Origin of the sequence: Streptomyces sp. NPDC006314, from assembly GCF_040613075.1 — a bacterium.
Lineage (GTDB): Bacteria > Actinomycetota > Actinomycetes > Streptomycetales > Streptomycetaceae > Streptomyces.
In genome coordinates, this window is record NZ_JBEXRL010000022.1 from 42,481 (window position 1) to 56,209 (window position 13,729).

Annotated in this window: 16 protein-coding genes; 11 read left to right on the forward strand and 5 right to left on the reverse strand. The window is 71.6% G+C overall.

The genetic code is table 11. The features are described 5' to 3' along the window. Positions 1-55 precede the first annotated feature (55 nt). From ABZ079_RS30640 to ABZ079_RS30650, 3 genes are all read left to right on the forward strand, one after another. Complete coding sequence (locus ABZ079_RS30640; protein ID WP_356942688.1) at positions 56-1,447, forward strand: M1 family metallopeptidase; 1,392 nt, start codon at positions 56-58, stop codon at positions 1,445-1,447. Positions 1,448-1,494: 47 nt separating this feature from the next. Beyond that, positions 1,495-2,154, forward strand: a complete 660-nt coding sequence (locus ABZ079_RS30645; protein WP_356942689.1) for a trimeric intracellular cation channel family protein — start codon at positions 1,495-1,497, stop codon at positions 2,152-2,154. Positions 2,155-2,241: 87 nt separating this feature from the next. Further along, positions 2,242-3,138 (forward strand): thioesterase family protein, encoded by an 897-nt coding sequence (locus tag ABZ079_RS30650; RefSeq protein ID WP_356942690.1) that lies wholly within the window; start codon positions 2,242-2,244, stop codon positions 3,136-3,138. Here ABZ079_RS30650 and ABZ079_RS30655 read toward each other — a convergent pair. Continuing rightward, positions 3,125-3,724, reverse strand: a complete 600-nt coding sequence (locus ABZ079_RS30655) for a TIGR03086 family metal-binding protein (protein ID WP_356942691.1) — start codon at positions 3,722-3,724, stop codon at positions 3,125-3,127. The two genes, ABZ079_RS30650 and ABZ079_RS30655, sit on opposite strands and share 14 nt — an antisense overlap. Before the next feature lie 101 nt (positions 3,725-3,825). Here ABZ079_RS30655 and ABZ079_RS30660 point away from each other — a divergent pair, with 101 nt between their 5' ends. Further along, positions 3,826-4,803: a YafY family protein gene (locus ABZ079_RS30660; protein WP_356942692.1), complete on the forward strand. Its 978-nt coding sequence runs from the start codon at positions 3,826-3,828 to the stop codon at positions 4,801-4,803. Between the two features lie 366 nt (positions 4,804-5,169). Here ABZ079_RS30660 and ABZ079_RS30665 read toward each other — a convergent pair whose 3' ends face one another. Continuing rightward, complete coding sequence (locus ABZ079_RS30665; RefSeq protein WP_356942693.1) at positions 5,170-5,796, reverse strand: TetR family transcriptional regulator; 627 nt, start codon at positions 5,794-5,796, stop codon at positions 5,170-5,172. Between the two features lie 145 nt (positions 5,797-5,941). Between ABZ079_RS30665 and ABZ079_RS30670 the strand changes: the two genes are divergently transcribed. The 3 genes from ABZ079_RS30670 to ABZ079_RS30680 all read left to right on the forward strand — a co-directional run bounded on the left by ABZ079_RS30670 (position 5,942) and on the right by ABZ079_RS30680 (position 8,008). Beyond that, positions 5,942-6,109, forward strand: a complete 168-nt coding sequence (locus ABZ079_RS30670; RefSeq protein ID WP_356942694.1) for a hypothetical protein — start codon at positions 5,942-5,944, stop codon at positions 6,107-6,109. A gap of 31 nt (positions 6,110-6,140) precedes the next feature. Further along, the gene (locus tag ABZ079_RS30675) at positions 6,141-6,425 is read left to right on the forward strand and encodes a DUF4190 domain-containing protein (RefSeq protein ID WP_356942695.1); all 285 of its coding nucleotides are present in this window, start codon (positions 6,141-6,143) and stop codon (positions 6,423-6,425) included. A gap of 413 nt (positions 6,426-6,838) precedes the next feature. Beyond that, on the forward strand, positions 6,839-8,008 hold the full coding sequence (locus ABZ079_RS30680) for a cysteine desulfurase family protein (RefSeq protein ID WP_356942696.1): 1,170 nt from the start codon (positions 6,839-6,841) through the stop codon (positions 8,006-8,008). A gap of 307 nt (positions 8,009-8,315) precedes the next feature. On the opposite strand, the gene ABZ079_RS30685 is transcribed toward ABZ079_RS30680, so the two are convergent. Next, positions 8,316-8,996 carry an N-acetylmuramoyl-L-alanine amidase gene (locus tag ABZ079_RS30685; protein WP_356942697.1) on the reverse strand — a complete coding sequence of 227 codons (681 nt, stop codon included), beginning with the start codon at positions 8,994-8,996 and terminating at the stop codon, positions 8,316-8,318. A 60-nt stretch (positions 8,997-9,056) separates the two neighbouring features. Between ABZ079_RS30685 and mnmA the strand changes: the two genes are divergently transcribed. Continuing rightward, positions 9,057-10,187: a tRNA 2-thiouridine(34) synthase MnmA gene (mnmA, locus tag ABZ079_RS30690; protein WP_356942698.1), complete on the forward strand. Its 1,131-nt coding sequence runs from the start codon at positions 9,057-9,059 to the stop codon at positions 10,185-10,187. 21 nt (positions 10,188-10,208) lie between these two features. Here the strand turns inward: mnmA and ABZ079_RS30695 are convergent, their stop codons facing one another. Both ABZ079_RS30695 and ABZ079_RS30700 read right to left on the reverse strand, forming a co-directional pair. Continuing rightward, on the reverse strand, positions 10,209-10,991 hold the full coding sequence (locus ABZ079_RS30695; RefSeq protein ID WP_356942699.1) for an alpha/beta hydrolase: 783 nt from the start codon (positions 10,989-10,991) through the stop codon (positions 10,209-10,211). Positions 10,992-11,054: 63 nt separating this feature from the next. Then, positions 11,055-11,378, reverse strand: coding sequence for a DUF427 domain-containing protein (locus ABZ079_RS30700; RefSeq protein WP_356942700.1), 324 nt, complete (start codon positions 11,376-11,378; stop codon positions 11,055-11,057). A 65-nt stretch (positions 11,379-11,443) separates the two neighbouring features. On the opposite strand from ABZ079_RS30700, the gene ABZ079_RS30705 reads away from it, so the two are divergent. From ABZ079_RS30705 to ABZ079_RS30715, 3 genes are read left to right on the forward strand one after another with little or no spacing between them, the layout of a single operon-like run. After that, positions 11,444-11,983, forward strand: a complete 540-nt coding sequence (locus ABZ079_RS30705; RefSeq protein ID WP_356942701.1) for a TIGR00730 family Rossman fold protein — start codon at positions 11,444-11,446, stop codon at positions 11,981-11,983. Between the two features lie 16 nt (positions 11,984-11,999). Beyond that, positions 12,000-12,689 carry an SDR family oxidoreductase gene (locus tag ABZ079_RS30710; RefSeq protein WP_356942702.1) on the forward strand — a complete coding sequence of 230 codons (690 nt, stop codon included), beginning with the start codon at positions 12,000-12,002 and terminating at the stop codon, positions 12,687-12,689. 31 nt (positions 12,690-12,720) lie between these two features. Continuing rightward, the gene (locus ABZ079_RS30715) at positions 12,721-13,728 is read left to right on the forward strand and encodes a methionine synthase (RefSeq protein WP_356942703.1); all 1,008 of its coding nucleotides are present in this window, start codon (positions 12,721-12,723) and stop codon (positions 13,726-13,728) included. Position 13,729 lies beyond the last annotated feature (1 nt).

Here is a 13,729-nt window from a genome sequence, read left to right on the forward strand (position 1 = left end):
TGCAGAGTCGTCCGTGTCCGACCACTGATCGGCACACGCGCGAAAGGGACGACTCATGGCACTCTCCCGTTCGGCACGTCTCGGCTCGCTCGCCACCGCGGCAGCCTCCTTACTCGCCATCGCGGCCTCCCCCGCCCCGGCCCCCGGCGACCCCGGCATCGGCGACCCCTACTTCCCGCAGCTGGGCAACGGCGGTTTCGACGCCCGCCATTACGACCTGGACATCGACTACGCCCCCGACACCGGCCGCCTGAACGGCCGCGCGACCCTCACGGCCCGCGCCACCCGGAAGCTCTCCTCCTTCGACCTCGACCTGCAGCAGCTGGAGATCACCAAGGTCGAGGTCAACGGCAGACACGCCCGGTTCACGCGTAACGGCGACGAGGTCACCGTCACCCCGAAGCAACGGCTGCGCGGGGGGCGGGACTTCACCGTGAGCGTCACCTACGGCGGCATACCGGAGCCCCTCGGCGGCCCCATCGTGTTCGGCTCCAAGTACGGCTGGATGAAGACCGGCGACGGCGTTTTCGTCGTCTGCGAGCCCAACGCCGCCTCCACCTGGTTCCCGTCCAGCGACCACCCCTCCGACAAGGCCACCTACGACATCCGGATCAAGGCGCCGCGGGGCCTGACCGCCGTCTCCAACGGCCGGCTCGTGTCGACGTACGACAAGGGCGGCTCGACGTACACCCACTGGCGGGAGAGCAGGCCCATGGCCACGTACCTCGCGACCGCCACCATCGGGAAGTTCGACGTGCGCACCGGGCGGACCCCCGGCGGCATCCCGATCTACGTCGCCATCGACCCCGTACTGAAGAACGGCAACAGCGTCGACGTGTACGCCGTCACCGCCGCCGCCACCGACTACTGGTCGCAGGTCTTCGGCCCGTATCCCTTCGAGGAGACCGGCGCGATCGTCGACGACATGCCCGAGGCCGGATTCTCGCTGGAGGTGCAGAGCAAGCCCGCCTACTCGGCCGTGCGCAACGAGACGACCATCGTGCACGAGCTGGCCCACCAGTGGTTCGGCGACTCGGTGAGCGTGGCCCGGTGGAACGACATCTGGCTCAACGAGGGCTTCGCCACCTACGCCCAGTGGCTGTGGGCGGAACACCAGGGCACCCGCTCGGCCCACGACTCCTTCCTGGCCGGCTACCACTCCCGCCCCGCCGACTCCTCCTTCTGGCAGATCAAGGTGGCCGACCCGCAGCGTGACACGATGTTCGCCTCCGCCGTCTACCAGCGCGGCGCGATGACCCTCCAGGCGCTGCGTGAGCGGATCGGCGACACCGCCTTCTTCAAGCTGCTGCCCGCCTGGACGAAGCTTCACCGGTACGGCAACGCGGACACGGCCGACTTCATCCGCCTCGCCGAGCACGTCAGCGGGCGGCAGCTGGACGATCTCTTCGACGCCTGGCTGTTCACCACAGGGAAACCCGCCCTGTGAGCCTGGCTTTGTAAGGTTCAGGCGTTCCATCGGGTAAGAATGTCAGGGTGCAGCTCCAGCAACTCTTCAGTCCCTCCGTCCAGCACGTGCTCGATGTCATCGGCATCTTCGTGTTCGCGATCTCCGGCGCGCTGCTGGCCGTCCGGAAGAACTTCGACGTCTTCGGCATCGCCGTCCTCGCCGAGGTCACCGCGCTGGGCGGAGGACTGTTCCGCGATCTGATCATCGGAGCGGTGCCCCCGGCCGCCTTCACGGACCTCGGGTACTTCGTCACCCCGCTGCTCGCCGCACTCGTCGTCTTCTTCCTGCATCCGCACGTGGAGCGCATCCAGGCGGCGGTGCTCGTCTTCGACGCGGCCGGCCTCGGCCTGTTCTGCGTGAGCGGGACGACGAAGGCGTACTCCTACGGCCTCAACCTGACCGCGTCCGCGACCCTGGGCCTCGCCACCGCCGTCGGCGGCGGCGTGCTGCGGGACGTGCTCGCCAACGAGGTGCCGTCCCTGCTGCGCTGGGACCGGGATCTGTACGCGGTCCCGGCGATCGTCGGCGCCACGATGGTGGTGCTCTGTATCCACTACGACGCCCTGACTCCGTTCACCAGCGGGCTCGCGGTCGTCACGGCCTTCGTGCTGCGGCTGCTCGCGATGCGGTTCCACTGGCGGGCGCCGCGTGCGTGGAACCGCCGGTCGACCGTGACGGAGGAGTAGACCCGGTGGCGCGCTGCGCGTCGGGTCCCCGTCCCCGCCCTCTATCAAAAGCTACCGCTTAGTAATTTCCTGTTGTACCGTTCATCCATGCCAGAAGCAGCTTCCGCACCCTCCCCTACTCTCGGCTTCGCTCGAGCGGGGGGACCCCCCTCGCGGGCCGTGATCGGCGACAGCGAGTTCGACCGTGACACGGCGGTCACCCGGCGCGCCCCCGGTGTCTACGACATCGACCTCTCGGCCGGCTGGACCATCATCAACGCCGTCAACGGCGGCTATCTGCTGGCCGTGCTCGGCCGGGCCCTCGCGGACACCCTTCCGCACGCGGACCCCTTCACCATCTCCGCGCACTACCTGACCGCCTCCCAGCCCGGCCCGGCGGTCGTCCGCACGGAGACGGTCCGCACCGGCCGCACCCTCTCCACCGGCCAGGCCTCGCTCTTCCAGTACGACGAGGAGGGCAACGAGGTCGAACGCATCCGCGTCCTCGCCTCCTACGGCGACCTCGCCGCCCTTCCCGACGACGTCCGTACGACGGCGACCCCGCCCGCCATCCCGCCGCTGGACCAGTGCCTCGGTCCCGACGACTCTCCCGCTCCGGTGCCGGGCAGTTCGGCCATCACCGAGCGGCTGATGATCAAGCTGGATCCCGCCACCCTCGGCTGGGCGCTCGGCGCGCCCTCCGGCAAGGGGGAGATGCGGGCCTGGTTCGGCCTCGCCGACGGCCGTGCCGCCGACCCGCTCTCCCTGCTGCTCACGGTGGACGCCCTGCCGCCCACCGCCTTCGAGATCGGCCTCAAGGGCTGGGTGCCCACCGTCGAACTCACCGTCCACGTCCGCCACCGTCCGGCCCCCGGCCCGCTGCGGGTGTCCATCACCACCCGCAACCTGGCCGGCGGCTTCCTGGAGGAGGACGCCGAGGTCTGGGACAGCGAGGACCGCCTGGTCGCCCAGTCCCGGCAGCTCGCCCGGGTCAGGCTCGGCTGAGCGGCGCGCGGCCCGTCCAGGCCGCCAACTGCTCGTAGGCACCGGCTCCTTCGGGGTCCTCGCGGCGGGCGTCGAAGGGGGTCTCCTGGTCGCGGGGCCGGGAATCGGGCAGTACCCGGCGGGCCGTGGCGAGTGCGAACTCGGCGAGTTCCTGGTCGAGTCGGTGCGGATGGCCGACGGCTTCGGCGAGGTCCCAGGTGTGCGTGACGATCTCCATCACGTAACCCGACAGCGCCGCGTGTCCGGGGACCTCGCCCCAGGGCACACGCACCGGGGCCGTCATCCGCTCGTCGCTCTCCCACGCCTTCAGGACGCGGACCCGCACCTCGTCGTAGGCCGCAGCCCAGCCGTCGTCCTCGACGCCCTCGGCGAACGGGCGCACGGCGAGTCCGTCACCGCCCTCGCCGACGACCGCGATCCGCCGGGTACCGCCGACGATGTGGCTCAGCAGTGTCCGTACGTCGAACTCGGTACAGGGCGTGGGGCCGTCGAGCTGCTCGGGGCGGACCGTCTTGATGAGGGCCGCCGCCTGCTCGGTGGCGCGGGCGTAGACGGGGCGCGGGTCGGTGAAGCCGGTGGTGGTCATGGTGTGCCTCTCTCGGTGGCCGGTGCGACGAGAATCCCGGGAAAACCTGACACCTTCCGTCAACATTTGCGCGGGACACCGCGCGGCGTGATCCTGAGCGCGTGAAGTCCGACCGGCTGCTGTCGATCCTGCTGCTCCTGCAGACCCGGGGCCGCGTCCCCGCGCACGAACTCGCCGACCGGCTCGAGGTGTCGGTCCGCACCATCTACCGGGACATCGAGGCCCTGTCGGCCTCCGGCGTCCCGGTCTACGCCGAACGCGGCCGGCACGGCGGCATCGAACTCCTCGCCGGCTTCCGCACGGACGTCACCGGGCTGACCGCCGACGAGTCCCGCGCCCTGTTCATCCTGGCCGCCCAGGGCGCCCACGCCGCACTCGGTCTCGACGCGGCCCTCGGCTCGGCCCTGCGCAAGGTGATGGCCGCGCTGCCGGCGCCGCACCGGCCCGCCGCCGAGGTGACCAGCCGCCGCATCCTGGTCGACGCCACCCGCTGGAAGAGCGGCCCGCAGCAGGCCGTCGACCTGCGGGTGCTGCAGGACGCGGTCTTCTCCGACCGGCGTCTGAGACTGCGCTACCGGCACAGCGGTGAGCGGGAGCCGCGGACGTACACCGTGGACCCGTACGGCCTGGTGGCCAAGGCCGGCGTCTGGTACCTGGTCGCCGACCGGCGTGGTGCCCCGCGGTTGTTCCGCGCCGACCGGGTGCGCTCGGCCCGGCTGCTGGACGAGCCCGTACGGCGTCGAAGCGGAGTCGAACTCACGGCTGTCTGGGAGGTGTTGCGACGCCAGGTGGAGGACCGGGCGGACGGGGTCGAGGTCACCGTGCGGGTCCGGCGCGAGCTTCTCGACATGTTCCAGCGGATGGTCGCTTCGCAGCTGACGGCCCTGCCGGACGACGACGGCGCAAGCGAATGGGTCACCGCCCGGCTGTCGTACCCGGTGCTGCGCGCGGTGCGCCAACTTCTCGTGTTCTCCGACCGCGTGGAGGTTCTCGACCCGCCCGAGGCCCGCGCGGAACTGCTGGCGGGGGCCCGCTCGGTCACGGCCTTGTACCAGGGGACGAGCCCGGCCGGCGACTGAGATCCCAGGTGGGCGGCGGCGCCTCAGGAAGCGCGCCCATTTCCTCCCGACCGTCGCCCTGCTGTCCGCCTCCCCGCTGCCGCTGACCGCATGCGGCTCCGGCGACTCCTCGCCAGCGGCGACGACTCCGGTCGGCGGCAGGGTTGCCGGACACCGTCCGGGTTGCCGGCGGGCGGTACGTCCGGCCGGCCCAGCGGGTTCCCTTCGGGCCTGCCGAGCGGTGCGCCCGGTGGCCAGAGCGGTCCCGGGGGCGGCTGCGGTGGTCCGGGTCGGGGCAGGCCGGGGCAGGCCCAGCAGAGCGGAGGGCCGCACGACCGCGGGGGCGGCAGGCCGAATATGCCGCCCCCGCCGCATGCCCCAGGTGGCTCAGTCGAGCCAGTGGCTGCGGCCGATGCTGATGAGCCGCAGTTGCCGGGTGGCGAGCTGCGTCACCCGCTCCCGCTCGGCCTCCGGGGCCTCCAGCGCCTCCAGGAACAGGGAGGCGGTGATGAGCATCTGGTCGACATAGAGGTGCGCCAGCATCAGCAGGTCGTCGTCGTTCCAGCCCGCCGCCTCCGCATCCTTGACCAGTTCGGCCTTCACCTCCTCGGCGAACCGGGCGAGTTGGTCCCGGATGGCCTCGCGCACCGGCTGCACCCCGCCGTGCCGCTCGCGGGCGATGAACCGGACGTGTGCCGGATACGCGTCGACGTGGTGGGCGATCAACTCGATGGCGCGGGTGATGCGTTCCTCACTGTCACCCGTCGTTGACACCGTTGTCCGCACCATCGGGTGCAGGCTGCCCAGCGCCTCGTCGACCAGGGCGATCCCGAGGTCGGCGGTCGAGCGGAAGTGCCGGTAGAAGGCGGTCGGGGCGACACCGACGGCCCGGGTGACCTCGCGCAGTCCCAGACTGCTCAGGCTCTGTTCCTCCAGCAGCGCGAGTGCCGCGTCGAGGAACGCCTGCCGGGTCTTCTGTTTCTGGGCCTGCCGGATGCCGAGGGTGTGACTCATGTCATCCAGTTAACAACTGTTCTCTGGAATTGAAAAGCCGTCGGACGCGCTAGACTCAAAGTCAGTGAACAACTGTTACTACAACTGTTCACCCAAACTTCACACCAGCCGAACACGAGGCATCTCGGAGGGGGGATCTGATCCCATGCTGTTCCTCGTCGCCGCACTCATGCTGTTCGGCGTCGTGCTGGGCACCGTGGCCCACGCGCCGCTGACCGTCACTGCCGTGATGGCCGCCGTCATCGCCGTCTGGCTCGGCGTCTTCGCGATCCGCGAACGCCACGGCCGCCGTCGCCGCACTTCGGTCAACTGACCGTCGGAAAGGACTTCAGGAGCTGAGCACCATGCAACTCACCGCACCGGCCACCAGCCGCACCGACCTCGGCACCCGGCCGCGCACGCGCGACGCCGACGGCATGGCCGTCGCGTCCTTCATCCTCGGCCTCCTCGGTCTGCTGGTCCTCAACCTCTTCCTGGGCCCGATCGCCATCGCCCTGGCCGCCGTCGCGCTCTGGCGGGGGACGGCCCGCCGCGGCCGTGCGTACCTGGGCCTGGCCCTGGGCGTGGCCGATCTGGCGGTCCTGCTGACCGCGATGGAGCTGTCCCACACGGTGTCCTGGAGCCTGTGAGGCCGACCCGGCAGGGCTCTGGGGGCGACGGGGCGGTCACGCGGGGCGACAGCCGATCCGCTACCGCACGGCGGGCGCCGGCCGATCCGTCACCGCACGAAGGTCGGCGGTCGATCCGTCACCGCACGGCGGATGACAGCCGAGCCATCACCGCGCGGCGACCGTCAGTCGATCCCGCCACCGCACGCCGGTCCGCGGTCGATCCGCCACCCCACTCCGGCCCGCAGCCGATCCGCCGCCGTGGGCAGTCGTTCCGCTGGGGCGGAACGGGTGGGCGCGGCCGACGGTGCCGGGCGCGGCGCCCCCGACCCCGGGTGCGGCGCCCCCGACCCCGGGTGCGGCCCACGTAAGGCGCCACCCGGCCGACGGCGGCCAGTCGGCCGATGGCAGGGGGGCCGTAGAATCGGCTCACCATGGCTTACCTCGACCACGCCGCCACGACCCCGATGCTCCCGGAGGCGGCAGAGGCACTGACCGCCCAGCTGAGCATCACCGGCAACGCGTCCTCCCTGCACGCCTCCGGCCGCCGGGCCCGCCGCACGGTCGAGGAGTCCCGCGAAACCCTCGCGGAAGCGCTGGGCGCCCGGCCCAGCGAGGTCGTCTTCACCTCGGGTGGCACCGAGGCCGACAACCTCGCGGTGAAGGGCCTGTACTGGTCCCGCCGTGACGCCGACCCGGCCCGCACCCGCGTCCTGGCCAGCCCGGTCGAGCACCACGCCGTTCTCGACGCCGTGCACTGGCTCGGCGAACACGAGGGCGCCACCGTCGAGTACCTCCCCGTCGACCCCTACGGCCGTGTCCACCCCGAGGCGCTGCGCGAGGCCATCGCCCGCAACCCCGACGACGTCGCCCTGGCCACCGTGATGTGGGCCAACAACGAGATCGGCACGGTCATGCCGGTCCGTGAACTCGCCGACGCCGCCGCCGAGTTCGGCATCCCTCTGCACTCCGACGCGGTCCAGGCCTTCGGTCAGGTCCCGGTCGACTTCGCCGCCTCCGGTCTCGCCGCGATGACCGTCTCCGGCCACAAGATCGGCGGCCCGTACGGCATCGGCGCCCTGCTTCTCGGCCGCGAGTACACCCCCGTGCCCGTCCTGCACGGTGGTGGTCAGGAGCGGCACGTACGCTCCGGCACCCTCGACGTCCCGGTCATCGCCTCCTTCGCCGTCGCGGGCCTCCTCGCCGCCGAGCAGCGCGAGTGGTTCGCGCGCGAGATCGGTGGCCTGCGGGACCAGCTGATCGACGCCGTCCGTGGCGCCGTACCGGACGCGATCCTCGGCGGCGACCCGGCCCCCGAGGGCCGCCTTCCGGCCAACGCGCACTTCACCTTCCCGGGCTGCGAGGGCGACTCCCTGCTGCTCCTGCTGGACGCCCAGGGCATCGAGTGCTCCACCGGTTCCGCCTGCACCGCGGGTGTGGCCCAGCCCAGCCATGTCCTGCTCGCCACCGGTACGGACCCGGACCTAGCCCGCGGCACCCTGCGCTTCTCCCTCGGCCACACCTCCACGGAGGCGGATGTCGAGGCGGTCGCCAAGGCGATCGGCCCGGCGGTGGAACGGGCCCGGGCGGCGGGTCTCAGCTGAGAAGACAAGGCGTGAAGTCCGGCTGGGCACAAAGCGACCTACGAGGCGGGTTCCCTTCGCCGGTATTGCCCGGATCAGGTATCTGGGGGTCGCCGTCCGGTCCTGTCCCAGCAACCTTCCGGCCTCTCAGCCCGAGCGTCGACGTCGGCACCAGCGGAGGCGGTGTGCCTCTCGCTGTAGTCGGCTACTCCGCTTGGACTCCCTCACTCGTCTCGTAGGTCTGATATCAGGATAGAACGCCTCATCCCAGACATAAAGGGCTGATTTCTTGATTTTTTGCCGGCCGGGCCCGGATCTGCCGCGCCGGTCAGGCCCCGGCACTGCGCGCACGTCGCACCAGCCCCATGTACCTCCCCCAGTCCCAGTGCGGCCCCGGGTCCGTGTGGTCCGCGCCCGGCACCTCCACGTGGCCGATGATGTGCTCGCGGTCCACGGGCACGCCGTACCGCCCGCATATCGCCGCCGTCAGCCGCGCCGAGGCCACGTACATGGCGTCCGTGAAGGAGGACGCGTCCTCGACGAAGCCCTCGTGCTCGATGCCGACACTGCGTTCGTTGTACTGCCGGTTACCCGCGTGGAAGGCCACGTCCAGTTCCCGGATCAGCTGGGTGACGTGCCCGTCCTTGCGCACGATGTAGTGCGCGGCCGCCCCGTGCGCCGGGTCCTGGAAAACCTTGACCGCCGACCCGTAGCCGCCCTGGGTGACGTGCACGACCACCCGGTCCACCGGATAGTCGTCCGGCCGGTCCGCCCGCCGGTAGTTCGCCGGAGAGGCCGCCACCCAGCGGGCGCCCCGGAAGTCCACCGCGCCCGCCACCCGAGGCCTGTCCACGCCGGGCAGCCGCCACCACAGCCGGGACAGCTCCTCCCGGGCCAGCACGGCCGTGCCCAGGGTGGCCGCGGCCCCGCCGACCAGCAGGGCCCGCCGCCCCAGCCGGCGGCCGGTGTCGTCCTTCGCCGTGCCCACGCGGTCCTCACTCGCCCCCATGTGATCTCCAACGGATATCCGGCGGACCCGGTTCCCGCGCCCCCGTACTCTGGAAGGGCTATGACTGACACCCCGCAGCGCACCCGCCCCCTCCGCGTCCTCGCCGCCATGTCCGGTGGAGTCGACTCCGCCGTCGCCGCCGCGCGTGCCGCGGAAGCCGGCCACGACGTCACCGGCGTCCACCTGGCGCTTTCCGCGAACCCCCAGTCCTTCCGTACCGGCGCGCGGGGCTGTTGCACCATCGAGGACTCGCGTGACGCCCGCCGCGCGGCCGACGTCATCGGCATCCCGTTCTACGTCTGGGACCTCGCCGACCGCTTCCGCGAGGACGTCGTCGAGGACTTCATCGCCGAGTACGAGGCGGGCCGCACCCCCAATCCGTGCCTGCGCTGCAACGAGAAGATCAAGTTCGCCGCGCTGCTGGACAAGGCGCTGGCCCTCGGCTTCGACGCCGTCTGCACCGGCCACTACGCCAAGGTGGTCGTGGGCGAGGACGGCGCCCGTGAGCTGCACCGCGCCTCCGACATGGCCAAGGACCAGTCGTACGTCCTCGGGGTCCTGGACGACAAGCAGCTCGCCCACGCGATGTTCCCGCTCGGCGACACGGTCACCACCAAGGAGGAGATCCGCGCCGAGGCCGAGCGCCGGGGCCTCGCGGTGGCCAAGAAGCCCGACTCGCACGACATCTGCTTCATCGCCGACGGCGACACCCAGGGCTTCCTGGCCAAGCGGCTCGGCAAGGCCGAGGGTGACATCGTCGACGAGGACGGCAACCGCCTGGGCGCGCACGAGGGCGCGTACGGCTTCACCATCGGCCAGCGCAAGGGCCTGCGCATCGGCACCCCGGCCCCCGACGGCAAGCCGCGCTACGTCCTCGACATCTCCCCGGTCACCAACACGGTCACCGTCGGTCCCGCGTCCGCCCTGGACGTCACCGCCCTCACCGCGATCAAGCCGCGCTGGTGCGGCACGGCTCCGACCGGTCCGGGCACCTACACCGCCCAGCTGCGCGCCCACGGCGGCGAGACCGGGGTCACCGCGGAACCGGTCGGCGGCGAACTGCGCGTCACCTTCACCGAGCCGGTCCGCGGCGTCGCCCCCGGCCAGGCGATCGTGCTGTACGACGGCACGCGGGTGGTGGGCTCGGCGACGATCGCGTCGACCACGCGCGCGACGGCAGCGGCGGTGTAGCCCTCACAGGGGTCGCGAGCCTCACCCCGTGACGAAGTCCGCCAGCAAAGGACCGACGACATCCGGGTCCACCATGTGGGTCTGCCCCTCCAGGACCCGGTACGTGCCCCGGGGCACCACGTCCGCGATCGCGCGGGACGCCTCGCGCAGGAACTCCGGGCTCGCCCCGCCCGCGAAGGACAGCACGGGCACGGAGATTCCGGCGAGCCGTTCCCGGGGGAGCAGGCCGTCGCCCATGACCGCGTCGTCGTACGCGAGGCTCGGCGCCACGGCCTCCATACCGGCCCACATCGGCGACCGGCGGGCGCCCCGGATCATCTCCTCGGCCAGGCCCGTCATGCGCAGGAACAGCTCCGCCGCGTCCCCGCGCCGGCCCTCGGCGAGCGCCTTGTCCAGCTGCTCCTTGTACGTGGCCTCGCGTTCGGCGCCGCCCGTCAGGAAGTCGGCGAACGGCACCTCGTAGACCGCGACCCGACGGACCGGCAGCCCGCTCGCCGCCGCCTCCAGGACCAGTGCGCCGCCCGAGGAGACCCCGAACAGCGCCGCATCGCCGCCCACCGCGTCGATCAGCGCCGCCAGGTCCTCCACCTCACGGGCGACCTCGTAGGGCGGCGTGTCACCGCTCGCCCCGCGGCCCCGGCGGTCGTAGACGACGGCCGTGCAGCGGTCCGCGAGCCGCTGGGCCAGGGGCGCCACGGTGCCGCCGGTGGACATCGCGCCGCTCACCAGGATCACCGTGGGACCCTGGCCGCTCACTTCGTACGCCAGAGAGGTGCCGTCGCGGGAAGTCGTGTTCTTGTCCATGGCCGTGCAGACTGCCGTAGAGCACGGAACCGATCGGTCACGACACGGCGATGTCGCCGGCCGTCATGACACGTCGGCCTCGTAGAAACACAGATGGTCCTTGATCCGCGCCACCTCCGGCTTGGGGTCCGGGTACGCCCAGACGAGGTCCGGCGCGTCCGGCAGCGACCAGTAGGACGCCGTGCCCTTGAACGGGCAGACGGTGTGCGTGTCGGAGGGGGTCAGCAGGTCGAGGCGTACGTCCTCGGCGGGGATGTAGTACCGCACCGGACAGCCCGTCTCGCGCAGCGCCAGGGGGCGGTCGGTCTCCGCGAGCACCTGGTCACCGTGCACCACGCGCACGTGCCGCTCGCTCTGCTCGATGGTGATGGTGTGTCCTTGGGTCATATGGGGTGAGCACCGGGCGGGCCGCCCTTCTTCCCGCGCACGGCAACGACCGTACGGTAGGGGCCATGAACATCTGCGTCTTCCTGTCCGCCGCCGACCTCGACGAGCGTTACACGCGCCCCGCGCGCGAGTTCGCGGAACTGATCGGCAAGGCAGGTCACACCCTGGTCTGGGGCGGCTCCAACGTCGGCCTGATGAAGGTGGTCGCCGACGGCGTGCAGGAGGCCGGTGGCAGGCTGCTGGGCGTGTCCGTGGAGTTCCTCGCGAACAAGGCGCGACCCGGTGCGGACGAGATGTTCATCGCCGGTGACCTCGCCGAACGCAAGAAGCTGTTGCTGGAGAAGGCCGACGCCGTGGTGATCATGGTGGGCGGCACCGGCACACTGGACGAGGCCACCGAGATCCTGGAGCTGAAGAAGCACGGCCGCACCACGAAACCGGTCGTGCTGCTGAACACCGCCGGCTTCTACGACGGCCTCAGGGAGCAGTTCCGCCGTATGGAGGACGAGGGCTTTCTGCCACGCCCGCTGGCCGAGCTGGTCTTCTTCGCCGACGAGCCGGTCGGGGCCCTGGCCTACCTGGAGGAGCAGCTCGGCGTCCACTGATGCGAGCATGGCGGGCATGGCTACTCATGTGATCACCGGGGCCGGTTCCGGAATCGGCGCGGCCGTGGCCCGCCGGCTGCACGCCCGCGGGGACGAACTCGTGCTGCACGCGCGCGACGCGGGCCGGGCGAAGGAACTGGCCGCCGAGTTCCCGGGGGCGCGCACCCTGGCCGGCGACCTCGCGGACCCCGACAAGCTCTCGTGGGCGTTCTCCCACCAGACACTCCCGGACCGTGTGGACTCGCTCCTGCACATCGCCGGAGTCGTGGACCTGGGCGAGGTCGGCGACCTGACCCCGAAGTCCTGGCGCCACCAGCTCAACGTCAACCTGGTCGCCCCCGCCGAGCTGACCCGGCACTTCCTGCCCCAGCTCCGCGCGGCCCGTGGCCATGTGATCTTCGTCAACTCGGGTGCCGGACTCAACGCGCACGCCGGCTGGTCGGCGTATGCCGCTTCCAAGCACGGCCTGAAGGCCCTCGCCGACTCCCTGCGCCACGAGGAGCACGGCAACGGCGTCCGCGTCACCTCCGTCTACCCCGGCCGCACGGCGAGCCCCATGCAGGCCAAGGTCCACCAGCAGGAGGGCAAGGAGTACGACGCTTCGAAGTGGATCGACCCCGAGTCGGTCGCCACGACGATCCTGATGGCCCTGGATCTGCCGGGTGACGCGGAGGTCAACGACCTGACGGTACGGCCGGGGCGCTGATCTCGGCCGGAGGGTTCCGTAGGCTTCCCTGGTGAGCGAAAACAGCGTGTTCAGGTTCGGTGGTGCCACCGGCGTCGGGTCCCTGCCCGGTGGCGATGCCCGCGAGGCCGCCAAGACCGCCACCGGGTCCTTCGAGGACTTCCCCTTCCTTGCCGAGCTGCCCGCTCGAGGCCCCGGCGCCGACATGATCGGCCGCACCGCCGGGATGCTGGTCGAGCTGTACGCGCGCGTGGAGCCCAGCGGCTGGCGGATCGGGGACCGGCCCGGCCGGGACACCAAGCGTGCCCGTTCCTGGCTGCGGGAGGACCTGGACGCCCTGGAGGAGTACACCCAGGGCTACGAGGGCGACCTGAAGGTCCAGGTGGTCGGGCCGTGGACGCTGGCCGCCGCCCTGGAGCTGAGGAACGGCGAGGCCGCGCTGTCGGACCCCGGTGCCTGCCGCGACCTCGCAGCCTCACTCGGGGAGGGCCTGCGCCTCCACCTCGCCGAGGTGCGGCGGCGCGTGCCCGGCGCCCGGCTCGTGCTGCAGCTCGACGAACCCTCCCTCACCGCCGTACTGCGCGGGCAGGTGAAGACCGCCAGCGGCTACCGCACGCACCGGTCCGTGGACCGGCAGGTGGTCGAGTCCACTCTGCGGGACGTGATCGGGGTGCACGGCGGCGGACCCGTCGTGGTCCACTCCTGCGCCCCCGACGTCCCCTTCGCCCTGCTGCGCCGCGCGGGCGCGGCCGCCGTCTCCTTCGACTTCGCGCTTCTCACCGAGCGTGACGACGACGTGATCGGCGAGGCCGTCGAGAGCGGGACGCGGCTGTTCGCCGGTGTCGTCCCCGCCACGGACGGCCCATTGTCAGACCCTGCCGGTAGCGTCATGGGTGTCAGGACGCTGTGGCGCAGGCTGGGGCTGCGTCCGGGGCTGCTCGCGGAGGCGGTCACGGTCACCCCGGCGTGCGGTCTGGCGGGGGCTTCCCCCGCTTACGCACGCCAGGCGCTCGCCCACTGCGTCCGGGCGGCGAGATCCCTTGAGGACAACCCAGAGTAAC